Raw genomic sequence first — 22,035 nt, forward strand, 5'->3', positions numbered from 1 at the left:
CTCCGACATGGACGCCCCGATCAGTGCAGGTCACCGCCTCTACGACGCGGTGTTGCTGGATCGGGACGGGACGTTGGTGGAGGACGTGCCGTTCAACGGTGATCCGGAGAAGGTGCGGCCGGTGCCGGGGGCGCGGGTGGCGTTGGATCGGTTGCGGGCGGCGGGGTTGCGGCTGGCGGTGGTGACGAACCAGTCGGGGTTGGCGCGGGGGTTGTTCACCGAGGCGCAGATGCGGGCGGTGCACGCGCGGGTCGAGCGGTTGTTGGGGTCGTTCGATGCGTGGTTGGTGTGTCCGCATGATGACGGTGACGGGTGTGGGTGTCGTAAGCCGTTGCCGGGGTTGGTGTGGGCGGCGGCGCGGGAGTTGGGGACGACGCCGGCGCGGTGTGTGGTGGTGGGGGATATCGGGCGGGACGTTGCGGCGGCGTTGGCGGCCGGGGCGTCGGGGGTGTTGGTGCCGACGCCGGTGACCCGGCCGGAGGAGGTCGCGGCGGCGCCGCAGGTGGCGGTGGATCTGCCGGCCGCGGTGGAGTTGATCCTGTCCCGGCAGGCGGCGGTGGATCCGGCCACCTACCGGTCGTCGGGTGCCACTTCGGCCTTCCTGTCGGTTGACGTCGCAGCGGCCGGTTCCGCCGCCGCGACGGGAACGCCTGCGCACGCCGTGACGACGACCGCTGCCGGTGCCGGTGGTGGGGCGGGTCGGTCGGGGCGGGGGCGGACGGTGCTGGTGGTGCGGTCGGACTCGGCCGGGGACGTGCTGGTCACCGGGCCGGGTATCCGAGCGGTCGCGGCCGGCGCGGACCGGGTGGTGCTGCTGTGCGGGCCCCGGGGACGCGCGGCAGCGGACCTGCTACCCGGAGTCGACGCCGTCATCGAGCACCCGCTGCCCTGGATCGAGGCCACCCCCGACCCGGTCGACCCGGCCACCATGCACACCCTCACCGACCGGCTCACGGCCGTCGACGCGGACGAAGCGGTGATCTTCACCAGCTTCCACCAGTCCCCCCTGCCCCTGGCCCTGCTACTACGCATGGCCGGCGTACCACGCATCGCCGCGATCAGCGACGACTACCCCGGCAGCCTGCTCGACATCCGCCACCGCGTCCCCGTCGGCGTCCCCGAACCCGAACGCGCCCTCTCCCTCGCCGCCGCCGCCGGCTACACACTCACCGACGACGACGAACCCACCCTCCGCCTCGGCCCGGAGGTCCTCGCCGCCGACCCGGTGACCGCCGGGCACCCGGCGCTGGCCGAACCGGGCTACGTGGTGGTGCACCCCGGCGCGTCGGTGCCGGCCCGCGCCGCCGACCCGCGCCGGCACGCCGAGATCGTGGCCGCGCTGCTCGCCGCCGGTCACCGGGTGGTGGTCACCGGCGGCCCGGACGAGACCGACCTGACCGCCCGGGTCGCCGCCGCCGGCGCGGTCGACCTCGGCGGGCGGACCGACCTGGCCGGCCTGGCCCGGGTGCTCGCCGGGGCCCGCTGCGTGGTGGTCGGCAACACCGGGCCGGCGCACCTCGCCGCGTCCGTCGGCACACCGGTGGTCAGCCTCTTCGCGCCCACCGTCCCGTTCGGACAGTGGGGGCCCTGGCGGGTGCCCACCGTCCGCCTCGGCGACGCCACCGCCGCCTGCCGCGACACCCGGGCCGCCCGCTGCCCCGTTCCCGGGCACCCCTGCCTGGCCCGCGTCGACCCGGCCGAGGTGGTCGCGGCCGTCCGCGTCCTCGGCCCTCCGGTCCCCACCTGAGCACCCCCGCACGGTCCCCGTCCGCCCACCACCGCGACGCCCGTTTGAGGAGTGGCATGAACGTCCTGCTCTGGCACGTGCACGGCTCCTGGACCACCTCGTTCGTGCACGGCAAGCACCGCTACCTGATCCCGGTCACCCCCGACCGCGGCCCCTACGGCCTCGGCCGCGCCCGCACCTACCCCTGGCCCGACACCGCCGTCGAGATCACCCCCGACCACCTCGCCACCACCGACGTCGACCTGGTCATCCTGCAACGACCCGAGGAACTCGACCTCGCCACCGAATGGCTCGGCCGCCGACCCGGCCACGACCTGCCCGCCATCTACGTCGAACACAACACCCCCAAGGACGGCCAGGTGCCCAACAGCCGGCACCCGATGGCCGACCGCGACGACCTGCTCATCGCCCACGTCACGCACTTCAACGAGCTGTTCTGGGACACCGGTGGCGCGCGCACCACGGTGGTGGAGCACGGCATCCTGCCGCCCCGGTACGAGTGGAGCGGCGAGCTGGACCGGCTGGCGGTGGTGACGAACGAGCCGGTGCGCCGCTGGCGGGTCACCGGCACCGACCTCATGCCCAGCTTCGCGCGGGTGGCGCCGTTGGACGTCTTCGGCATGGGGGTGGCCGGGCTGCCCGAGGCGCTGGCCCGCGCCGGCGCCCCGGACGGCCTGCCGGTGACCGGGTACGACGACCTGCCGCAGGACCGGATGCACGCCGAGGTCGCCCGGCGGCGCGCGTACCTGCACCTGTGCCGGTGGACCTCGCTCGGGCTGAGCCTGATCGAGGCGATGGCGATCGGCATGCCGGTCGTCGCGCTGGCCACCACCGAGGCGGTGGACGCCGTACCGGCCGACGCCGGCGTGCTCTCCACCCGGGTGGACACGCTCGTCGAGGCGGCCCGGTGGTTGACGACGGACCGCGACGCGGCCGCCCGGTTGGGCGCGCGGGGTCGCGAGGTGGCGAAGGAACGCTTCGGGCTGGACCGGTTCCTCACCGACTGGGACCGGCTGATGGAGGAGGAAACATGCGGATCGCGATGATCTCGGAGCACGCCAGCCCACTCGCCGTCCTCGGGGAGGAGGACGCCGGTGGCCAGAACACCCACGTCGCGGAGCTGGCCGCCGCGCTGGTCGGCGAGGGGCACGACGTCCGCGTGTACACCCGCCGGGACTCCCCCAGCCTGCCGGACACCGTCGCCACCCTGGACGGCTACCGGGTCTGCCATGTGCCGGCCGGCCCGGCCCTGCGGGTGCCGAAGGACGAGCTGCTGCCGCACATGGGCGAGTTCGGCCGCTGGCTGGCCGGCCAGTGGCGGGACGGCGACTGGAGCCCCGACGTGGCGCACGCGCACTTCTGGATGAGCGGCCTGGCCACCCTGCACGCCGCCCGCCGGACCGGGGTGCCGGTGGTGCTCACGTACCACGCGCTGGGCACCGTGAAGCGCCGGCACCAGGGCGCGCGGGACACCAGTCCACCAGGGCGGATCGGCTTCGAGCGGGCGCTCGGCCGGGCCGCCGACCGGGTGATCGTGCAGTGCCAGGACGAGGTCGGCGAGCTGGTCCGGCTCGGGGTGCCGCGGTCCCGGATGGCCCTGGTGCCGTCCGGGGTCAACCAGGAGGTGTTCCGCCCCGACGGGCCGGTGGCCCCGCGCGACCCCGCCCGGCCGCGGATCCTCACCGTGGGCCGGATGGTGGAACGCAAGGGCTTCCTGGAGGTGGTCCGGGCGATGCCCGCGGTGCCCGACGCGGAGTGCGTGGTGGTGGGCGGTCCGCCCGCCGACCTGTTGCCCGCCGACCCGTTCGCCCGCCGGCTGGGCGCGCTGGCCGAGTCCTGCGGGGTGGCCGACCGGGTGCGCCTGGTCGGCGCGGTGCCGCGGGAGGAGATGGGCCGCTGGTACCGCTCGGCCGACATCCTGGTGGCCGCCCCCTGGTACGAGCCGTTCGGGCTCACCCCGCTGGAGGGGATGGCCTGCGGCGTGCCGGTGATCGGCACCCGGGTCGGCGGCATCGCCGACACCGTGGTGGACGGCCTCACCGGCGACCTGGTGCCACCTCGCGACCCGCGGGCGCTGGGCACCGCGATCCGCCGGCTCCTCGCCGACCAGGTCCGCCGCTTCGCGTACGCCACGGCGGCGCTGGACCGGATCCGCAGCCGCTACTCCTGGAAGCGCTGCGCCGAGCAGTTGAGCGCGGTCTACGCCGCGGTCAGCTCGGTCGGCCGCGCCACGCCGGCGGTGGCCTGATGACGCAGCAGCTCTCCACCCTGGACACTCACCTGGCCCACCTGGCGGCCGCGCTGCTGCCGTACCGGCAGGTGGCCGAGCGGCTCTCCGGCTGGGGCACCGAGCTGGCCTGGACGCTCGCGCGCGGCGGTCGGCTGCTGGTGGCCGGCAACGGCGGCAGCGCCGCCGAAGCCCAACACCTCACCGCCGAACTCGTCGGCAAACTCCGCGACGACCGCCAACCCCTGTCCGCCATCGCCCTCCACGCCGAAACCAGCGCCCTCACCGCCATCGGCAACGACTACGGCTACGACCAAGTCTTCGCCCGCCAGGTCCGCGCCCACGGCCGACCCGACGACATCCTCCTCCTGCTCTCCACCAGCGGCACCAGCACCAACCTCCTGCACGCCGCCCACGCCGCCCACGACACCGGCCTACGCTGCTGGGCCTTCACCGGCCCCACCCCCAACCCCCTCGCCGACGCCTGCCACGACACCCTCGCCATCCCCTCCGACGACAGCCAGATCGTCCAGGAACTCCACCTCGTCTCCACCCACCTGCTCTGCGAATACGTGGACCAGGCGCTGCCCCTGGTCCGGGAGCTGCCACGGCTGTCCGCCGGGCGGACGGCGGGGTTCGGCAGCCCGTTCGGTCGGGACGGGCGGGCGCTCACCAGCACCGGCACCCCCGGCCCCGGCGGCCCGAAGGGCCACGGACCGAACAGCCACGGGCCGAACGGGCACGGACCGAACGGGCACGGGCCGAACGGGCACGCTGCCAACGGGCACGCTGCCAACGGGCACGCCCGGCGCGACGGAGCGGCGTCGTGAACGGCCCGCTGGTGGTGGTCGGCGACACCCTGCTCGACCGGGACGTGGCCGGCACCGTCAGCCGGATCTGCCCGGACGCGCCGGCGCCGGTGCTGGACGAGCGGTCGGCCGTGGACCGGCCCGGCGGCGCCGGCCTGGCGGCGCTGCTCGCCGCCGCCCAGGGCGCCGAGGTGGCGCTGGTCACCGCGCTCGCCGACGATCCGGCCGGCGCCCGCCTCGCCGAACTGCTGACCGCCGCCGGAGTCCGGCTCTACCCGCTCCGGACGCCCGGCGCGACGCCGGAGAAGATCCGGCTGCGCGCCGGTGGCCAGACGCTGCTGCGCCTGGACCGGGGCGGCGCCCCGCAGCCCTGCGCCGAGCCACCCGAGGCGGCCCGCGCGGTGATCGCCACCGCCGGCGCCGTCCTGGCCAGCGATTACGGGCGCGGGTTGCTGCGCCAACCGACCCTGCGCGCCGCGCTGGCCGAGACGCCGGCGCCGGTGGTCTGGGACCCACACCCGCGCGGGGCAGCGGCGGTCGCCGGCACCCGGCTGGCCACCCCGAACCTGGCCGAGCTGCGCCAGCTCACCGGCGACGCCGGTGCCGGCGATCCGCTCTCCACCGCCACCCGCGCCGGGCACGAGCTGCGCCGGCGGTGGCGGGTCGGCGCGGTCGCGGTGACCATGGGGCCGGACGGGGCGGTGCTCTGCCACTCCGGCAGCAGTCCCCTGGTGGTGCCGCCACCGTCCGGGGTGCACGACGTCGAGGACACCTGCGGCGCCGGGGACCGGTTCGCCGCCGCCGCGGCGACCGCGCTGGCCGGCGGGGCGGTGGTCGCCGAAGCGGTCGCCGAGGCGGTCGCCGCCGCGTCGGCGTACGTGGCGGCCGGCGGCGCGGCGGGACTGCACCGGGACACCCCGCCGGCCCGCCCGCAGCAGGCCGGACCGGCCGAGGAGCTGGTGGCGCGGGTACGCGCCGACGGGGGCACCCTGGTGGCCACCGGCGGCTGCTTCGACATCCTGCACGCCGGGCACGTGGCCACCCTCCAGGCGGCCCGCCGACTCGGCGACGCGCTGGTGGTCTGCCTCAACTCCGACGCCGGCGTCCGCCGGCTGAAGGGGCCGGAGCGGCCGGTCAACACCGAGGCCGACCGGGCCCGGGTGCTGGCCGCACTGGACTGCGTCGACGCGGTGGTGGTCTTCGACGAACCCACCCCGCACGCGGTGCTGTCCCGGCTCCGCCCGGACGTCTGGGTCAAGGGTGGCGACTACGCCGGCGACGGGGCGCCCGAACTGCCCGAGGCCGAGCTGGTGCGCAGCTGGGGTGGCCGGGTCGTGACGGTCCCCTACCTGGCCGGCCGGTCCACCACGGCGACGATCGCCGCCGCGCGCCCGCGCGGCGGGAACCTCATCAAGGGAGCGGCATGAACAGGGAGATGAACGGAGCGGCGATCCTGGTCACCGGCGGGTCGAGCGGACTCGGCGCGGCGGTGGTGACGGCCGTGACCAAGGCCGGCGGCCGGCCGTACGTGCTGGACCGGCGGCCGCCGGCGGACGGGGTGCCGTGGGTGGAGTGCGACCTGGCCGACACCCGGGCCGCCGAGGCCGCCACCCGGCAGTTGGCCGAACGCTCCGGTGGCCTGGACGCGGTGGTCACCGCCGCCGGCATGGACGTACCGGGCAAGCTCGCCGACATCCCGAGCGAGACCTGGGAGCGCATCGTCGCCGTGGACCTGCTCGCCACGGCCGCGGTGATCCGCGCCGCGCTGCCGTTCCTGGAGGCCTCCCGCGGCACCATCGTCACGGTCGCCTCCACGCTGGGCATCAAGGCCGTCAGCGACGCCACCGCCTACTGCGCCGCCAAGTTCGGCGTCGTCGGCTTCACCCGCGCCCTCGCCGCCGAACTCGCCGGCACCATCGGCGTCACCCTGCTCATCCCCGGCGGCATGCGCACCGCCTTCTTCGACGACCGCGACCCCACCTACCAACCCGGCCCCGACGCCATCCTCAACGACCCCGCCGACACCGCCGCCGCCATCATGTTCGCCCTCTCCCAACCCGCCGGCTGCGCCATCCGCGAAATGATCGTCTGCGCCGACCAAGAAACCAGCTACCCGTGATCCTCACCCTCCGCGCCCTCGGCGTCGGCGACCTCGCCACCGCCGTACCCGCCCTCCGCGCCCTCCGCACCGCCCACCCCGACCAGGAACTCACCCTCGCCGCACCCCACTGGCTCACCCCCCTGGTCAACCTCATCGGCGCCATCGACCACCTGATCGACACCCCCGACCTCGACACCCTCACCTGGACCGGCCCACCCCCCGACCTCGCCGTCAACCTGCACGGCCGCGGACCCCAGTCCCACCGACTCCTCCTCGCCACCCGACCCCACCGCCTCCTCGCCCACGCCAACCCCGACGCCGGACACACCGACGGACCCCACTGGCACGACCACGACCACGAAATCGACCGCTGGTGCCGCCTACTCGCCTGGTACGACATCCCCACCGACCGCACCGACCTGCACCTGCACCGCCCCCCACCCGACGGCATCCCGACCGGGGTGAGCATCGTGCACCCCGGCGCGAAGGCGACGCAGCGACGCTGGCCGCCGGCCCGCTTCGCCCGGGTGGCCCGGGAACTGGCCGGGCGGGGGCATCGGGTGGTGGTCACCGGCAACCGGGGGGAACGCGGGATCGCGGTGGCGGTGGCCCGGTTGGCCGGGCTGCCCGACGAGGCGGTGCTGGCCGGCGAGACCGACCTCGGCGACCTCGCCGCGCTGGTCGCGTACGCCCGGCTGGTGGTCAGCGGCGACACCGGCATCGGGCATCTCGCCACCGCCTACGGCACCCCCTCGGTCCTGCTGTTCGGCCCGGTGGCCCCGGCGCAGTGGGGGCCACCGCCGGACCGGCCCTGGCACCAGGCGCTCTGGGTCGGGCCGGTGCCGCGGGCCGCGGCGGACGACACCGCACCCCACCCGGCCCTGGCCGCGCTCGACGTGTCGCAGGTCCTCGCCGCCGTGGACCGGGTGCAGCGGCACCGGCCGGCCCTGCTGCCCACACCGTAGGAGGGCGGCCGGTGGTGGACGGTCCGCCAGCTACCGGCAGGTAACCTGAGCCCGTGAACGCGACGGCGGAGTACGCGCAGGAGTTCGTCGAGGTCGACGGGGCCCGGCTCGGGATCCAGGTCTACCCGGAGCCGGAGGGGGTGGCGGCGGCGCCGGTGGTGGTGATCTGGCCGGCGATGGGAGTGCGGGCCCGCTACTACCGCCCGTTCGCCGCCGCGCTGCGCGCCGCCGGCCTGGCGGTCGTGGTGGCCGACCTGCGTGGCACCGGGGAGAGCACACCGAGACCCAGCCGTGCCTGCCGGTACGGCTACGCCGAGCTGGCCACCGACGTGGGCGCCGTGCAGGCGGCGCTCAAGCCCCGGCTGGACGGCCGCCGCACCGTGCTGCTCGGGCACTCCCTCGGCGGGCAGGTCGCCCTGCTGCACCTCGCCCTGCACGGCACGGACGCCGTCGACGGCCTGGCCCTGGTCGCGGTCGGCGTCCCGTACTGGCGGTCCTACCCCGGCGCCCGGCGGTTCGGGGTGCTGCCGTACACCCAGGGGATCGCCGCGACGGCCCGGCTGCTCGGCGTCTGGCCGGGCTGGGGCTTCGGCGGCCGTCAGGCGCGCGGGGTGATCCGGGACTGGGCGCACACCGCCCGCACCGGCCGTTTCCCCCGGCTGGACGGGGTGGACGCGGAGGCGGCCGTGCGCGCGGTACGCACCCCGGTGCTCGCGGTCAGCGTGGACGACGACCAGTACACCCCGCACGGGACGATGGACCAGCTCTGCGCCAAGCTGGTCAGCGCCCCCGTGGCCCGGGAGCGCTACACGGTGGCCGAGGCCGGCGCCCCGCTGGACCACTTCACCTGGGTGCGGGCCGCGACCCCGCTGGCCGACCGGGTGGCCGCCTTCACCGCCGGCCTGCCGGCCCGCTGACCGGCGCCCCGCGCGCCTGATCCCCGCCCGGGCCGGCACGGCCCGCCGGTCGCGCCGCCCGCAGGGATGCCGACGGCGCATCGGTCACCGGCCGCCGGGCGGTGCCGCGCCCGGGGTCACTCCTCCTGGTCGACCGGCACCATCCGGCCGTCGCGCTCCACCCGGGTCTCGCCGTGCTCGGCCGGCGGCGGGACCTGCGCGCTGGTCTTGCGCGGGTCGTTGTCCGGATGCATCAGGACGGCGTCGGTCTTCTGGGTCTTCTCCCTGCTCTCGTCCGGTTGCGACATCCGCTTCCCCTCCCCCTCGAACTGCCTCGGTCACGAACTACCCACCGCCGCCCGGCCGACTCCTCGGCACGCCGGTCGGCTCTCCCAGGGACCGTCCGCACCGGCCGGACCGCCCCCGGTCGTCCCGGCGGCTCCCCGATGTCCACCGGGCTCCGCGTCCGGGGCGTCCCGCCTGATGACGGGCGGGATTAGCGGCCCGGGTGGTGGGTATGCCGCGACGCCCGACACGGTGGAAGGGGATCAGATGTCCGAACGGCACACCGCACTGCGCTCGATGCACGATCTGGGCTTGGCGGCCTGGTTCGGGGGCTCCCTGATGGGAGCGTTCGGCGTCAACGGCGGAGCGGCACAGATCAGTGACTCGACCCAGCGGCTTCCGGTGGCCTCGGCGGGCTGGTCCCGGTGGACCCCGGTCAACGCCGCCGCGATCGGCGCCCACCTCGCGGGCGCGGTCGGCGAGCTGGTGACGGAGAGCCCCCGGGTGATGGCCCAGACGGGGGTCGGCCGGGCCAGCACGCTGAAGACCGCGCTGACGGTCAGCGCCCTCGCGGTCACCGGCTACAGCCGGTTGCTCGGCATGAAGCTCGAGAAGGCCGGCAGCCCGCCGGTGGACGGGATCACCGAGCCGAACCACCAGACGCCGTCGAACGTCGCGTCCGCCCAACGCCAGATGAAGGCGCTCCAGTGGGCGGTCCCGGCGCTGACCGGCGCGCTGATCGTGGTCACGGCGTACATGAGCGAGCAGCAGAAACCCGGCGAGGTGTTCCGCGGGATGCTGAACCGGGTCAGCGCGATGGGCTCGCCCAGGGCGGTCGGCAAGATGGCGGCGCTGACCGCGCTCGGGAAGCGGATGCCGATGTCCTCCCGCCGCTGACCCGGCCCCGAGCACACGGCGTCCCGCCGGCTCCTCGACGGCGGGGCGCCGGCCGGCGTGCCCGGACGCCGTCACGCCGGCCGAGCGTCCCGGCACCGCGGGGCATGACCGGGGCCGGGACGGGCAATCCGCGCCGGTAGCGGCGGAGCGACCAGCGAGGTGAGCATGGCACCAGCAGACGGACGCGGCGGCGACGGACGTGACGTCGCCACCCCGTGGAAGACGACCGACGGGTTCGACGCCGAACCACCCTGGGGCACCGGCGAGCACGACCCGATGGACGAGGGCAGCGAGGAGACCGCGGTACCGGAGGGCCGGCGCGGGGAGCGCCGCGCCGGCCAGCCGGCCGGACCGTCCGGCGGACGCGGCCGGCACGGGTTCGGTCCGGTCGAGCCGACCCGGACGGCCGAGGCGGGGCCGGGCGCGCCGCCGGACCCGGCGCCGTCGCGCCGGTCCTTCCCGGACGACGCGGACATCGGGGAGCGGACCGAGGACGCCTTCCGGACCCAGGGCCGGCGCCACTCGTAGCCGGCGGTCACCGGGCCGGCCCGCCAGGGCCGGTCGGTCGCCGCCCGTCCGGGCGCCAGGGCGGCCGTTCCCGGTGCTCCAGAGCCGGGGTGGCGATCGACCCTTTCCCGGCGTGGTGGCCGGGTGCCGCCCGGCCGGACGGCGGCGGGCGGACGACCGGCGCCGGGGTGACCGGCGGGACGGCGGCGGGTGGACGACCGCCCCGCCACCCGTCCCACGCGGCGGTCAGGAACCGCTGCGGTCCTCACCGGCCACCGCGGTGGGCGGCGGCTCGGTCACCGGGTGCCCGGTGTCGTCCACCAGGCCGGGCGCCATGCTGCCGCCGTGCGCCTCCTGCGCCTCCCGGGTCCGGCGGGCCGCCGCGTCGTCCGGCACCGCCGGCGTCCGGTCCGCTGACCGGTTCTCCTGCTGGCTCATCGTGTGCTGTCCCTCCGTCGTTCCTCGTCCCGGCCGGTACCCGGCCGCCCCACCGGGAAACCACACCGCCGGGACGGCGCCACGCGGCCGCCGGTCCTCAACCGGTCGGGACGGCGCGGACCGCCCGACCGTCGACCGGCGTGACGCCGAGCAGCCCGGCCAGCCGGGCGGCGTCCCGCTGCGCCTGGTCGCCACAGCAGTTGTTGAACAGCACGTGCAGTTCGTCGCTCTGCCCGGCCAGCTCGACCAGCAGCTCCGCCCACCGGCGCAGCTCCTGCTCTCCGTAGGCGTAGCGGAACTTCTCCTGCTTGTCGCCGTCGGCCCAGTCGGCGCTGTGCCCGTGGAACCGGACGAGCGCGAGGCCGGCGGTGGCGTACAGGATCGGCGGCACCGAGGACGGGTGCCCCTGCGGCATGTCCACACAGGCGAAGGTGAGCCCGCGATCGCGCAGGAAGGTCAGCGTCTCCGCCGCGGCCGTACCGTCGAACCAGGACCCGTGGCGCAGCTCCACGGCGACCCGCCACGGCCGGCACCGCTCGGCCAGGTCGGCGATGCGCCGCTGGGCGGCCGCGCCGCGGGCGAACCAGGGCGGGAACTGCAACAGCACGGCGCCGAGCCGGTCGGCCGCCGCGAGCGGCTCCAGCGCCGCGTGGAACCGGGCCCACAGCTCGTCGTACGCCGCCGGCGGCAGGTCCCGGCGGCGGATCCGGGCCGGGCCACCGGCCGGGCGCAGATCCCGCGGCAGCGCGGCCACCGGGGTGGGGTGGCCGGTGAAGAGGCTGAACGCCTTGACGTCGAAGGTGAACCCCTCCGGCGTGGCGCCCACCCAGCCCTGGGTCGTCTCCGGCACCGGCACCGCGTAGTAGGAGGTGTCCACCTCGACCAGCGGGAACCGGCTGGCGTACCAGCCGAGCCGGGCGGCCGGGGTGTTCGCCGCCCGGGGATACCACCCGGAGCGGAGCAGCATCCGGTCGGCCCAGCCCGACGTACCCACCTTAATCACACCCATGTAGTTCAGTGCACCGCTGATCGGGCGGATCGGCAACCGGAGACGCGGCCGGGACGAAACCGTCGGTGGTCCGGCCTATCCTGACCCTCGCCACGACGTCGGGTGAAGGGTGACATCGATGACCATCTCGGAGCAGGTGACCACCACCAGCGAGCGGGCTGATCTGCTGCAGACGCTGCGCCGGCACCGCGGGTTCCTCCGGCAGACCGTCGACGGGCTCACCGACGAGCAGGCGGCCCGGCGCACCACCGTCAGCGAACTCTGCCTCGGCGGGCTGATCAAGCACGTGGCGGGCACCGAGCACCGGTGGATGCTCTTCGCGGTCGGCGGCGCCGAGGCGATGGAGAGCGAGCCGGTGGACTGGGCCGGCCAGTTCCGGATGACCGGGGGCGACACGCTGGCCGCCCTGCTCGACGACTACGCGCGGGTCGCCGCACGGACGGACGAGCTGGTCCTGACCCTCGACCTGGACGCCGCGCACCCCCTGCCGCAGGCACCGTGGTTCGAGCCGGGCGCGAGCTGGTCGGTGCGCCGGGTCCTGCTGCACCTGATCGCCGAGACGGCCCAGCACGCCGGGCACGCCGACATCCTCCGTGAGGCGATCGACGGCGCGAAGACCATGGGCTGACGGCCCCGGCGCCCCGGCGGTGCCGGCCGCCCCGCCGCCGGGTCTCCCGCCACCGTCCCGTCCCCGGGGCGGTCCGCCTCCCGTCCCACGTCACACCGGTTTGATGTGACGCCACCGGAGCCGGTGGCGCTGAGGGACACGAGATGAACGCACACCGGATGGACCAGGAGACCGTCGAGCGGCTGCTCGACGGTCCGGTCGTCGACCCGCAGGACGGTCCCCGGCCGTTGGTGCTGCTGCTGACCGCGGTCCGCGCCGCACCACGCGACGATGAGCTGGCCGGGGAGGGCGCGGCGGTGCACGCGTACCGCCGGGCGCTGGCCGGCACGCCGCTCGACCTGCCGGGCCGGCCACCGCAGCGGCTCACCCTGACCGCGTTCGGCGTCCGGGCCCTGGTGGCCGGCATCGCCCTCGCCGCCACCGGCGGGGTGGCGTTCGCGGCCGCGAACGGTACCCTGCCGAACCCGTTGCGCGAGCCCGCGCCGGCCAGTGCGCCACCGTCGACCCCGTCGCTCCCGGCCGCCTCCCCCGGCGGCTCGGCAGGTCCGTCGGCGCCGCCGTCCGGGCCGGGCGGTCCCGACGTCGCGCCGACCGCCGCGCTGACCGGCCTGTGCCGGTCCTACCGCGAGGTGGCCGACAACCCGGGCCGCGCGCTGGACAATCCGGCCTTCGCTCCCCTGGTCGGCGCCGCCGGCGGCAAGGATCGGGTGGACGGCTACTGCGACCGGGCGCTGGGGGGTCCCCCGGGCCAGTCGAGGTCGCCCGGAGCCCCGACCGACCGGCCGGGTGGTGCGCCGGGCACCCGGGCGACCGACCGGCCGGCGCCGGACACGTCCCCGGACGGGCGGCCCACCGTGACCGGTGGCGACCGCGCCCCGGCCGCGAGCCCGCACCGCGGCCTCCCGCCGGGACACGCCGCGAGCTGACCGGCGGCCGTCGCTGACCACCACGGCCGCGACCGCGGCCCCGGTCACCGCAGCCGAGGCCGGGAGACCGTGACCCGGTCCCGGCCGTACGCGTCGGCGTGGCCCCAGCGGCCCGGGATGTCCAACAGCTCGATCCGCCCGAACCCCTTCGGCAGCCGGGGATCGACCAGCAGGTTGTCCCCGCACGGGCGCAGGCCGAGCATCGTGGAGAGCAGCAGCAGCACCGCCCCGGAGGACCACGACTGGGGTCGACCCGCGCTCGGCAGCTGCACCGGATACTTCGTCAGGCTCCGCGGGTAGCCGGCGATCACCTCGGGCACCGCACCGCCGAGGGTGTGCGCCATCTCCAGGATCCCGGCGGTGATCCGGGCGGCCTGTTCGTCGTACCCGTAGCGGCGCAGCCCGGCGGCGATCAGCGAGTTGTCCGACGGCCAGATCGCGCCGACGTGCGAGCCCACCGGGTTGTACGGGCGTTGGCCGGCGGCCAGGGTACGGACGCCCCAGCCGCTGAACATGTCCGGGCCGAGCAGGTGCTCGGCCACCGCCCCGGCGCGCCCCTCGTCGACGATCCCGCTCCACAGCAGGTGCCCGATGTTCGACGAGAGCGCGTCGACCGGCTCGCCGTCCGGCCCCAGCGCGAGCGCGTAATGGCCCCGGTGCGGCAGCCAGAAGTCCCGGTTGAACCGCTCCCTGAGCTGCGCCGCCTGCCGCTCCAGCCGGTCGGCGTACTCCGGGTCGTCCCAGAACTCGCGGGCCAGGCGCGCGCCCCGCACCTTCGCGTCGTAGGCGTAGCCCTGCAACTCGCAGGTCGCCCGGGGCAGGGCGGGCGCGCGGCAGCGCCGGTCGACGATCGCGCCGGCGGAGTCCTTCCAGGTCTGGTTGACCGTGCCGGTGCGCGGGTTGCGGCTCTGGTAGCGCAGGTAGCCGTCACCGACGAGGTCGCCGTACTCGTCGATCCAGTCGAGCGCCATCCGCGCCGGGTGTCGCAGCTGCCGCACCAGCTCGCCGTCACCGGACCAGCGCTCGTACTCGTCGAGCAGGATGACGAAGAGCGGCGTGGTGTCGGCCGCGCCGTAGTAGAGCGCGGTGGGCCGGTCGCCGAAGGCGGCGAGTTCGCCGTAGCGCAGCTCGGCCAGGATCTTGCCCGGTTCCTCGTCGTGCTCGTCGTCGAGCTGCCCGCCCTGCAGCAGCGCGAGCAGGCGCAGCGTCGCCGGGGTCAGCTCCGGGACGAACGGCAGGGTCTGCAGGCAGGTGATCAGGCTGTCCCGCCCGTAGAGCGACATCGCCCACGGCAGGCCGCCCACCGGGACCCGGTCGACGGACGACAGCGGCTCGTAGCGCAGCGCGGCGAGGTCGGTGAGGCTGCCCCGGTACAGCGCGGGCAGCGCCTCGTGCTCGGCGACCAGCTGCGGCGCGCGGTCCAGCCACGCCTGGAGGTCGTCGCGCATGCCGCGGCGGATGTGGTGCCGGTGGGTGGTCAGGTCGGCCCGCATGTCCCGCCCGGCCTCGCCCTGGAAGGTCATCGCGATGTGCAGGTCGGTGTTCCACTGCCCGTCCGGCTCCACCCGGATCCGGAAGGTCATCCCGCTCCGGTCGATCTCGGCCGGCGCCGTGCTGGAGATGACCGTCTCCCGGGCGAACCGACCCCGGGCGTACCGCAGGCGCAGCAGGCCCCGCTCGGCGTCGGGGGTGACCACGACCTCGCGGTGTCGCGGCTGGCCGACCTCGGCGATGTCCGCGAAGTCGGCCCCGATCTCCATCCGCACGGTGAGGTACGCCGGCTCGGCGGCGTGGTTGAGCACGGTGAGCCGCTCGTTGAAGCTGTCGTCCAGCGAGCGGTGCCGGATCACCGAGACGTCGGCGTCGACGTAGTGGCTGGCCGCGCCGGGCACCAGGACGAACCGGGTCTCGAAGTACGTCAGGTCGTCGCGGGAGAGCGCGTTGAGCCGCTCGCCACCGACGGTGAGCACCCAGCGGGACAGGAACCGGGTGTCGAAGAAGAAGAGGCCTACCGGCGCCTGCGGGTCCACCTCGATGTCGCCCTGCCCGTCGCCGATGGCGAAGGCGTTGCCGGAGATGACGTGCAGCCGTTCCTGCCTCATCGGCCGCCACCCGTCCCGGTGGTGAGCTCCCGGGGGTGCCGGGCGTCCGGCGGCCCGGGAAAGATCCGCCGGAGCAGCATGAACAGCCGGATGTCACCCTGCACGGTCACCTCGTTGCGCATCAGCGCCTCCGCCGGGTGGATCTCCCCGCGGGCCAGTTGGTCGAAGATCTCCCGGTCGGCGCGCACCACCAGCTCGGCGTCGTCGGTCGAACGGCTCACCTGGACGCGCTGGTCGCCGATGGTGAGGTACCAGTGCTCGGTCCGGCCCTCCTCCCGCATGTCCAGCCGCACCGTGCCGGCGACGGCGTCGGGCAGCTCGACGCGGCGGCTGGGCCCCAGCCGCCGCAGGTGCTCCACCGCGGACGCGGTCATCGGCTTCCCCCCTCGCACCTCGCAGGCTCAGGGTCACCCCGACGAGGGTGAGCGGTGCTCACCCGGACGGGGTGATTCCGGGCCCGCCGCCGGCCGTGCGACGCCGGGCCGGGCCCGCCCCCGGGCGCGCTCCCCGCACCGCCTCGGTCCCACCGGTTTGTGCCGGCGCCCAGCGGGCAGACCCGCCGCTGGACGGCAACGGAGGGACGGGGGTCGAGGTATGCGCGCACTGCGGTTGCCGGGCTGGAAGTCGGAACCGGAACTGGTCGAGGTCGACGAACCCACCCCCGGCCCCGGCCAGGTGGTCGTCAGGATCGGCGGGGCCGGCGCCTGCCACTCCGACCTGCACCTGATGCACGACTTCGAGCCGGGTTCGGTGCCCTGGAACCCGCCGTTCACCCTCGGCCACGAGAACGCCGGCTGGGTGCACGCGCTCGGCGCCGGGGTGACCGGGCTGGAGGTCGGCCAGCCGGTGGCTGTCTACGGGCCGTGGGGCTGCGGCACCTGCGCCCGCTGCCGGGTCGGCGTCGACCCGTACTGCGAGAACGTCGCCGCGGCGCCGGCGCCCGGTGGCGGCGGCGGGCTGGGCACGGACGGCGGGATGGCCGACTACCAGCTGGTGCCGGACGCCCGGCACATCGTGCCGCTGCCGGACGGGCTGGACCCGGTGCGGGCGGCGCCGCTGACCGACGCCGGCCTCACCCCGTACCACGCGATCCGGCGGTCCTGGCCGAAGCTCGCGCCGGGCAGCACGGCCGTGGTGATCGGCGTCGGCGGGCTCGGGCACGTCGGCATCCAGATCCTCAAGGCGACCACCGCCGCCCGGGTGATCGCCGTCGACACCCGGGACGCGGCGCTGCGGCTGGCCGAGGAGTGCGGCGCCGACCTGGCCCTGCCCTCCGGCGAGGGGACGGTCGACGAGATCCGGCGGGCCACCGGCGGCCGGGGCGCGGACCTGATCCTCGACTGCGTCGGCGCGGACGCCACTCTGGCGCTGGGCGTGGCCGCCGCGCGCACCGTCGGCGACCTCACCATCGTCGGGATCGGCGGGGGCACCCTGTCGGTCGGCTTCTTCACCGTCCCGTACGAGGTGAGCATCCAGACCACCTACTGGGGCAGCCGGCCGGAGCTGGTGGAGGTGCTCGACCTGGGCGCGCGGGACCTGGTGCGGCCGAAGTCGACCACCTACCCGCTGGAGGAGGCGGTCACCGCGTACCGGCAGATGCGGGACGGCACGCTGGAGGGGCGCGCGGTCATCGTGCCCTGACCGGCACCGCCGTCAGCCCCGCTCGATCAGGCCGCGCACGTAGGCGGCCTGGCCGATGTGCTGCAGGTCGTCGTTGGCCACGCTGACCAGCCGGACGCCGAGGGTCACCGGCGGATCCCAGGACTCGTCGACCACCCGGTCCAGGTCGGCCGGGCGCAGCTCGGCCAGGAGGGCGCGGGTGCGCGCGGCCACCGCCTCGTGGTAGTCCACCAGCGCCCGCGCGCTCTCCGGCCGCACCGCGGCGACCTGCTCGGGGGTGTGCGCGTAGCCGATGTCGTCGGGGTCGGGGCGGAGTCCGAAACGCCCCGCCCAGTCGCCGGTGACCCAGAGCTGCTCGGTGTCGAAGGCGTCGGAGACGTGGTGGTCCTGGAGCCGGGTCAGGTGCCAGACCAGCCACCCGACCGGGTTCGCGTCCGGTCCGGGTGCGTGCCGCAACTGCTCCGGGGAGAGGCCGTCGACCGCCGCGCGGACGAGGGCGGGCAGCCGGTCGTACGTCTCGGTCAGCAGGTCGTTCACGTCCATCCGGCGCCTCCTGGTTGTGCCGACACCTCCGGGTACCGCCGGGGGCGACGGTCAAACCCCGGCGCCTAAGGTGATCGCGTGGTCGCGGCGCTGGAGCTCTACCTGGACACCGACGCCACCCGGCGGATCCGGGTGCTCTGGGACGCGCTGGAGTCCGAGGGTGTGCAGAGCATGCGCTCCCTGCTGGAGCAGCGCCACCGGCCGCACGTCTCGCTCGCGGTGGCGTCGCGCTTCGACCCGGAACGGGTGGCCGCCGCGCTGGCCGGGACGGTGGTGGCCGCGCCGCTGCGGCTGTCCTTCCAGCACGCCGGCCAGTTCGTCGGCCGGGTGCTCTGGCTCGGCCCGACGCCGACCGCCGAACTGCTGGACCACCACCGGCGGGTGCACGACCGGCTGGCCGCGGCGGGCATCACGCTGGTCGAGCACTACCGGCCGGGGCGCTGGGTGCCGCACTGCACGCTCTCCATGCGGGTGCCGAACGTGCTGATGGCCGCGGCCGTCCGGCGGTGCCTGGAGGTGCTGCCGCTGGAGGCCACCGTCGTCGGCGCGGCCCTCACCGATCACGCCCGCGGCATCTCCCAGCCACTGCCCTGAGCCGCCGTTCGCGGTCGGGGCACTCCGGTCGCTCGGTCACCGCGGAGCGCGGCGGCCACCGTACGCGGCGGTGGGCGGGCTCAGGCGGTGTCGGCCCGGCCGAGCCGCCAGTACCCCATGAACGCCACCGCGCTCCGGTCGAGTCCCCGCTCGCCGACCAGGTGCCGGCGCAGGGTGCGGATGACCCCGGCCTCGCCGGCCAGCCAGGCGTAGAGCGGCACCGGGGCGGCCGGAGTGGGCACCTCCCAGAGGATGTCCCGGTCGACGTCCACGTCGGTGATCACCTGGTCGGCTCCGGTGCCACCGTCGCCGAGCAGCGCGCCCGCCGCCGCCGCGACCGCCGGGACGAGCCGGCAGCCGTGCGCGCCGGCGCCCCGGGACAGCCACTGGACGTCGACCCCGCGCGGCGCCACGACCGGCAGCGCGTCGGTCTCCTCGGGCACCTCCAGCAGCGCCCGGCCGCGGGCGTCGGCCGGCAGCCGCTCCAGGATGGCGCAGATCGCCGGGGCGGCGGTCTCGTCGCCGGCCAGCAGCAGGTGGCCGGTCGACGGCGGACGGAACTCCACCCCACCGTGGTCACCCGGGTAACCGGCGTCCGGGCCGAGAATGGCGATCTCGTCACCGGGCCGGGCCCGCCGGGCCCACCGGCTGGCCGGCCCGCCGTCACCGTGCAGCACCAGGTCGACGTCCACCTCGCTGAGCAGTGGGCGGACGGCCCGGACGGTGTAGGTGCGGATCGGGTTGCGCCGCTGCACCGGCAGGGCCCGCCACTGCGCGTACCAGTCCTCGCCGCCGGGCAGCTGGACGCTGTTCTCGCCGGGCAGCGGGAACGCCAGCTTGATCCGCTGGTCGTAGCCGTTGTCCGCGAAACGGTCGAGATCCGGGCCGGTGAAGGTGACCCGCAGGAACGACGGGCTGATCCGGCGTACCGCGCGGACCTCGACGGTGAAGACGCGCCACGGCGCGACGGGCAGGACCTGGGTCATGGCGGTTAGGGTAGGCTAACCGAATATCGGGGTGATCAGCACCCCCCACCCCGACACCCGATCGGTGGACGCGCCCGCTACGGACGCTCCTGCCGCCGGTCGCTCTCGGCCACCATCGCCCGGATCTTGCGCAGTGTGGCGTCCGGCGCGAGGATCGCCGCCCGCCACCGGTCGAGCCGGCCGCGGAGGTCCCAGACCGTCGCCCGCAGTTGCTGCACCTGCTCGCGCAAGTTCGCCAGCTGCGACCGGGCGGCCAGCGCCTCCTCCTCCAGCTCGGTCACCCGGGCCCGCAACGGCTGCACCATCCACCCGGGGATCGGACACATAACAGCAGGTCAGCGGGGTTAGCCGGGCCGGCGAGTCCGCTCGCACCGGTGGTGCGACGGCGGCCCGGCCGGAGGGTGGCCCGCCACCAGGAGTCACCAACATCACTTCACTCGATAAAAACTTGCAGAGCGTGCAAGTTTCCTCGTAGCGTCCCCGCGTGACCGTTGCCGAGCAGACCGCGCCCGGGCGCCGGGACCGCAAGAAGCGGCTGACCCGGGACGCCCTCACCACCGCCGCGCTGCGCCTGGTCGCCGAGCACGGGCTGGAGAACGTCACCGTCGAGCAGATCAGCGAGGCGGCGGACGTCTCGGCGCGCACCTTCTTCAACTACTTCTCGTCCAAGGACGAGGCGCTCATCGGCAACCCGGCGGCCGACCGAGAACTGCTGCTGGCGCGGCTGGTCGCGACCCCGCCCGGGGTGCCCGCGCTGGAGGCGATCCGGCTGGCCCTGACCGAGACGGTCGAGACGATGCAGGCCGACCGCGAGCTGTGGCGGCTCCGGCTGGCGGTCATCGAACGCAACCCGGCGCTGCTGACCCGGCTGATCGCCGGCAACGCCGAGGCCGAGCGGGCGATCGTCGAGACCATCGCCGACCGCCTCGGGGTCCCGCCCGACCACGGCCACCCGGCGCTGGTCGCCGCCGTGGCCGGCGCCGCGTTCCGCACCGCCCTGCTGCGCTGGGCCGCCGAGGCCGACACCCGACCGCTGGGGGACCTGGTCCACGAGGCGTTCGCCGCGGTCGCCGCCGGCCTGCCGGATCCCCGGCCCTGAACCCCCACGCCAACCCGGGCGCCGCCGCGCCCGGGTCCGCCTGTCCGCCCGAAACCGCACGAGGGAGCGTCAATGACGGCTACCGCCCCACCCGCCGAGCCCGCCGAGGCCGGCGCGCGAATGTCGCGCCGGGAGGTCCTCCAGGCCCTCTCCGGCCTGATGGTCGGCATGTTCGTGTCGATCCTCGCCTCCACCGTGGTGGCGAACGCGCTGCCGCGGATCATCGCCGATCTCAACGGCAGCCAGACCGTCTACACCTGGATCGTCACCAGTGAACTGCTCGCCATGACGGCAACCGTGCCGCTGTGGGGCAAGATGGCCGACCTGTACAGCAAGAAGCTGCTGATCCAGCTCTCGCTGGGACTGTTCGTGGTGGGTTCGCTGATCGCGGGCCTCACCCCGAACGTCGAGGTGCTGCTGGTCAGCCGCGTGGTGCAGGGCATCGGGGCCGGCGGCATGACCGCGCTGGCCACCATCGTCATGGCGGCGATGATCCCGCCGCGCGAACTGGGCCGCTACGCCGGCATCTTCGGCGCGGTCTTCGGCGTGGGCACCGTCGCCGGGCCGCTGATCGGCGGGGTGCTGGTGGACACCTCGTGGCTGGGCTGGCGGTGGTGCTTCCTGATCGGCGTCCCGTTCACCCTGCTCTCCATCGTGCTGCTCCAGCGGACCCTGCACCTGCCGGTCGTCCGGCGGCGGGTCACCATCGACTGGCTCGGCGCCGTGCTGATCACCGCGGGCGTCAGCACGCTGCTGATCTGGTCCTCGCTGGCCGGTAACACGTTCGCCTGGGCCTCCGGCTGGACCGCCCTGATGGTCGTCGGCGGGATCGTGCTGCTGGCGCTGGCCGTCGTCGTGGAGGCGCGGGCGACCGACCCGATCGTCCCGCTGGACATCTTCCGCAACCGCACCGTCTCGCTGGCCACCGTCGCCAGCGTGCTGGTCGGCGTGGCGATGTTCGGCGGCACCGTCTTCCTGTCCCAGTACTTCCAGATCTCGCTGGGCAAGTCGCCGACCATCGCCGGCCTGATGAGCCTGCCGATGGTCTTCGGCCTGCTGGTCTCCTCGACGGTGGCCGGCCAGCTGATCACCAAGTACGGCCGGTGGAAGGCGTACCTGGTGGCCGGCGCGGCGGTGATGATCGTGGGGATGCTGCTGCTGGGCACCATCGACGCCGGCACCAGCGTGCTGGTGCTGTCGATCTACATGGCCGTGCTCGGCGTCGGCGTCGGCATGCTCATGCAGAACCTGGTGCTCGCCGCGCAGAACGACGTGCCGGCGCACGAGCTCGGCGCGGCGACCTCCGTGATCACCTTCTTCCGCAGCATGGGCGGCGCGATCGGGGTCAGCGCCCTGGGCGCCGTGCTGGCCAACCGGGTCACCTCGCTGATGACCGAGAAGCTCGGGCCGGCCGCCACCGGCGGCGGTGGCTCGGCCGAGGTGCCCGACCTGTCCGCGCTGCCCGAGCCGGTGCTGCGCGTCGTGCAGGAGGTCTACGGCGTCGCCACCGCCGACCTGTTCCTGGTCGGCGCCCCGTTCGCGGTGCTCGCCCTGATCGTGGTGCTGTTCATCAAGGAGAAGCCGCTGCACACGCTCAGCGGCGACGAGCGGCGGGCCCGGGAGGAGGCCGCCGCCCAGGCGGCCGGGCACTGACCC

The 22,035-nt window shown here is 75.3% G+C and carries 24 protein-coding genes; 16 read left to right on the forward strand and 8 right to left on the reverse strand.

Annotation, left to right across the window (positions count from 1 at the left end):
- Window positions 1-7: 7 nt before the first annotated feature.
- From Q3W71_RS00045 to Q3W71_RS00080, 8 genes are read left to right on the forward strand one after another with little or no spacing between them, the layout of a single operon-like run.
- The gene (locus Q3W71_RS00045) at window positions 8-1,747 is read left to right on the forward strand and encodes an HAD-IIIA family hydrolase (protein WP_302918680.1); all 1,740 of its coding nucleotides are present in this window, start codon (window positions 8-10) and stop codon (window positions 1,745-1,747) included.
- Between the two features lie 56 nt (window positions 1,748-1,803).
- Entirely contained in the window at window positions 1,804-2,793 is a 990-nt protein-coding gene (locus Q3W71_RS00050) for a glycosyltransferase (protein WP_302917193.1), read from the forward strand.
- A complete protein-coding gene (locus Q3W71_RS00055; protein ID WP_302917194.1) occupies window positions 2,778-3,995 on the forward strand; it encodes a glycosyltransferase in 1,218 nt (405 codons plus the stop codon). Before Q3W71_RS00050 ends, Q3W71_RS00055 begins: the two co-directional genes overlap by 16 nt.
- The gene (locus tag Q3W71_RS00060) at window positions 3,995-4,804 is read left to right on the forward strand and encodes an SIS domain-containing protein (protein ID WP_368050005.1); all 810 of its coding nucleotides are present in this window, start codon (window positions 3,995-3,997) and stop codon (window positions 4,802-4,804) included. Before Q3W71_RS00055 ends, Q3W71_RS00060 begins: the two co-directional genes overlap by 1 nt.
- Window positions 4,801-6,210 carry a D-glycero-beta-D-manno-heptose 1-phosphate adenylyltransferase gene (gene rfaE2, locus Q3W71_RS00065; RefSeq protein WP_302917195.1) on the forward strand — a complete coding sequence of 470 codons (1,410 nt, stop codon included), beginning with the start codon at window positions 4,801-4,803 and terminating at the stop codon, window positions 6,208-6,210. The genes Q3W71_RS00060 and rfaE2 overlap by 4 nt, the downstream gene beginning before the upstream one ends.
- 8 nt (window positions 6,211-6,218) lie before the next feature.
- Complete coding sequence (locus tag Q3W71_RS00070) at window positions 6,219-6,902, forward strand: SDR family oxidoreductase (protein WP_302918681.1); 684 nt, start codon at window positions 6,219-6,221, stop codon at window positions 6,900-6,902.
- The gene (locus Q3W71_RS00075; RefSeq protein ID WP_302917196.1) at window positions 6,899-7,849 is read left to right on the forward strand and encodes a glycosyltransferase family 9 protein; all 951 of its coding nucleotides are present in this window, start codon (window positions 6,899-6,901) and stop codon (window positions 7,847-7,849) included. The genes Q3W71_RS00070 and Q3W71_RS00075 overlap by 4 nt, the downstream gene beginning before the upstream one ends.
- A gap of 53 nt (window positions 7,850-7,902) precedes the next feature.
- Window positions 7,903-8,766 carry an alpha/beta fold hydrolase gene (locus Q3W71_RS00080; protein WP_302917197.1) on the forward strand — a complete coding sequence of 288 codons (864 nt, stop codon included), beginning with the start codon at window positions 7,903-7,905 and terminating at the stop codon, window positions 8,764-8,766.
- 116 nt (window positions 8,767-8,882) lie between these two features.
- Here the strand turns inward: Q3W71_RS00080 and Q3W71_RS00085 are convergent, their stop codons facing one another.
- Entirely contained in the window at window positions 8,883-9,053 is a 171-nt protein-coding gene (locus Q3W71_RS00085; protein WP_302917198.1) for a hypothetical protein, read from the reverse strand.
- A gap of 244 nt (window positions 9,054-9,297) precedes the next feature.
- Here Q3W71_RS00085 and Q3W71_RS00090 point away from each other — a divergent pair, with 244 nt between their 5' ends.
- Window positions 9,298-9,927 carry a hypothetical protein gene (locus Q3W71_RS00090; RefSeq protein WP_302917199.1) on the forward strand — a complete coding sequence of 210 codons (630 nt, stop codon included), beginning with the start codon at window positions 9,298-9,300 and terminating at the stop codon, window positions 9,925-9,927.
- A gap of 165 nt (window positions 9,928-10,092) precedes the next feature.
- Window positions 10,093-10,455, forward strand: coding sequence for a hypothetical protein (locus Q3W71_RS00095; protein ID WP_302917200.1), 363 nt, complete (start codon window positions 10,093-10,095; stop codon window positions 10,453-10,455).
- Window positions 10,456-10,680: 225 nt separating this feature from the next.
- Here the strand turns inward: Q3W71_RS00095 and Q3W71_RS00100 are convergent, their stop codons facing one another.
- Both Q3W71_RS00100 and Q3W71_RS00105 read right to left on the reverse strand, forming a co-directional pair.
- On the reverse strand, window positions 10,681-10,872 hold the full coding sequence (locus Q3W71_RS00100) for a hypothetical protein (protein WP_302917201.1): 192 nt from the start codon (window positions 10,870-10,872) through the stop codon (window positions 10,681-10,683).
- Window positions 10,873-10,969: 97 nt separating this feature from the next.
- Entirely contained in the window at window positions 10,970-11,881 is a 912-nt protein-coding gene (locus Q3W71_RS00105) for a DUF72 domain-containing protein (protein ID WP_302917202.1), read from the reverse strand.
- Between the two features lie 118 nt (window positions 11,882-11,999).
- Between Q3W71_RS00105 and Q3W71_RS00110 the strand changes: the two genes are divergently transcribed.
- Window positions 12,000-12,509 (forward strand): DinB family protein, encoded by a 510-nt coding sequence (locus tag Q3W71_RS00110; RefSeq protein ID WP_302917203.1) that lies wholly within the window; start codon window positions 12,000-12,002, stop codon window positions 12,507-12,509.
- A gap of 143 nt (window positions 12,510-12,652) precedes the next feature.
- A complete protein-coding gene (locus tag Q3W71_RS00115; RefSeq protein ID WP_302917204.1) occupies window positions 12,653-13,435 on the forward strand; it encodes a hypothetical protein in 783 nt (260 codons plus the stop codon).
- Window positions 13,436-13,479: 44 nt separating this feature from the next.
- Here Q3W71_RS00115 and Q3W71_RS00120 read toward each other — a convergent pair whose 3' ends face one another.
- Entirely contained in the window at window positions 13,480-15,537 is a 2,058-nt protein-coding gene (locus Q3W71_RS00120) for a glycogen debranching N-terminal domain-containing protein (RefSeq protein ID WP_302917205.1), read from the reverse strand.
- Entirely contained in the window at window positions 15,534-15,911 is a 378-nt protein-coding gene (locus Q3W71_RS00125) for an SCP2 sterol-binding domain-containing protein (RefSeq protein WP_302917206.1), read from the reverse strand. Before Q3W71_RS00125 ends, Q3W71_RS00120 begins: the two co-directional genes overlap by 4 nt.
- A gap of 220 nt (window positions 15,912-16,131) precedes the next feature.
- Here Q3W71_RS00125 and Q3W71_RS00130 point away from each other — a divergent pair, with 220 nt between their 5' ends.
- Window positions 16,132-17,178: an NAD(P)-dependent alcohol dehydrogenase gene (locus tag Q3W71_RS00130; RefSeq protein WP_302917207.1), complete on the forward strand. Its 1,047-nt coding sequence runs from the start codon at window positions 16,132-16,134 to the stop codon at window positions 17,176-17,178.
- 12 nt (window positions 17,179-17,190) lie between these two features.
- Here the strand turns inward: Q3W71_RS00130 and Q3W71_RS00135 are convergent, their stop codons facing one another.
- A complete protein-coding gene (locus Q3W71_RS00135; protein WP_302917208.1) occupies window positions 17,191-17,700 on the reverse strand; it encodes a DinB family protein in 510 nt (169 codons plus the stop codon).
- A 78-nt stretch (window positions 17,701-17,778) separates the two neighbouring features.
- On the opposite strand from Q3W71_RS00135, the gene Q3W71_RS00140 reads away from it, so the two are divergent.
- Window positions 17,779-18,294, forward strand: a complete 516-nt coding sequence (locus tag Q3W71_RS00140) for a 2'-5' RNA ligase family protein (RefSeq protein ID WP_302917209.1) — start codon at window positions 17,779-17,781, stop codon at window positions 18,292-18,294.
- Between the two features lie 80 nt (window positions 18,295-18,374).
- Here Q3W71_RS00140 and Q3W71_RS00145 read toward each other — a convergent pair whose 3' ends face one another.
- The gene (locus Q3W71_RS00145; RefSeq protein ID WP_302917210.1) at window positions 18,375-19,280 is read right to left on the reverse strand and encodes a siderophore-interacting protein; all 906 of its coding nucleotides are present in this window, start codon (window positions 19,278-19,280) and stop codon (window positions 18,375-18,377) included.
- Between the two features lie 77 nt (window positions 19,281-19,357).
- Complete coding sequence (locus Q3W71_RS00150; RefSeq protein WP_302917211.1) at window positions 19,358-19,585, reverse strand: hypothetical protein; 228 nt, start codon at window positions 19,583-19,585, stop codon at window positions 19,358-19,360.
- A 179-nt stretch (window positions 19,586-19,764) separates the two neighbouring features.
- Between Q3W71_RS00150 and Q3W71_RS00155 the strand changes: the two genes are divergently transcribed.
- Window positions 19,765-20,379, forward strand: coding sequence for a TetR/AcrR family transcriptional regulator (locus tag Q3W71_RS00155; protein WP_302917212.1), 615 nt, complete (start codon window positions 19,765-19,767; stop codon window positions 20,377-20,379).
- Window positions 20,380-20,451: 72 nt separating this feature from the next.
- The gene (locus Q3W71_RS00160; RefSeq protein ID WP_302917213.1) at window positions 20,452-22,032 is read left to right on the forward strand and encodes an MDR family MFS transporter; all 1,581 of its coding nucleotides are present in this window, start codon (window positions 20,452-20,454) and stop codon (window positions 22,030-22,032) included.
- Window positions 22,033-22,035: the final 3 nt, after the last annotated feature.

The sequence above is a fragment of the Micromonospora sp. C28SCA-DRY-2 genome (assembly GCF_030519475.1).
GTDB lineage: Bacteria > Actinomycetota > Actinomycetes > Mycobacteriales > Micromonosporaceae > Micromonospora.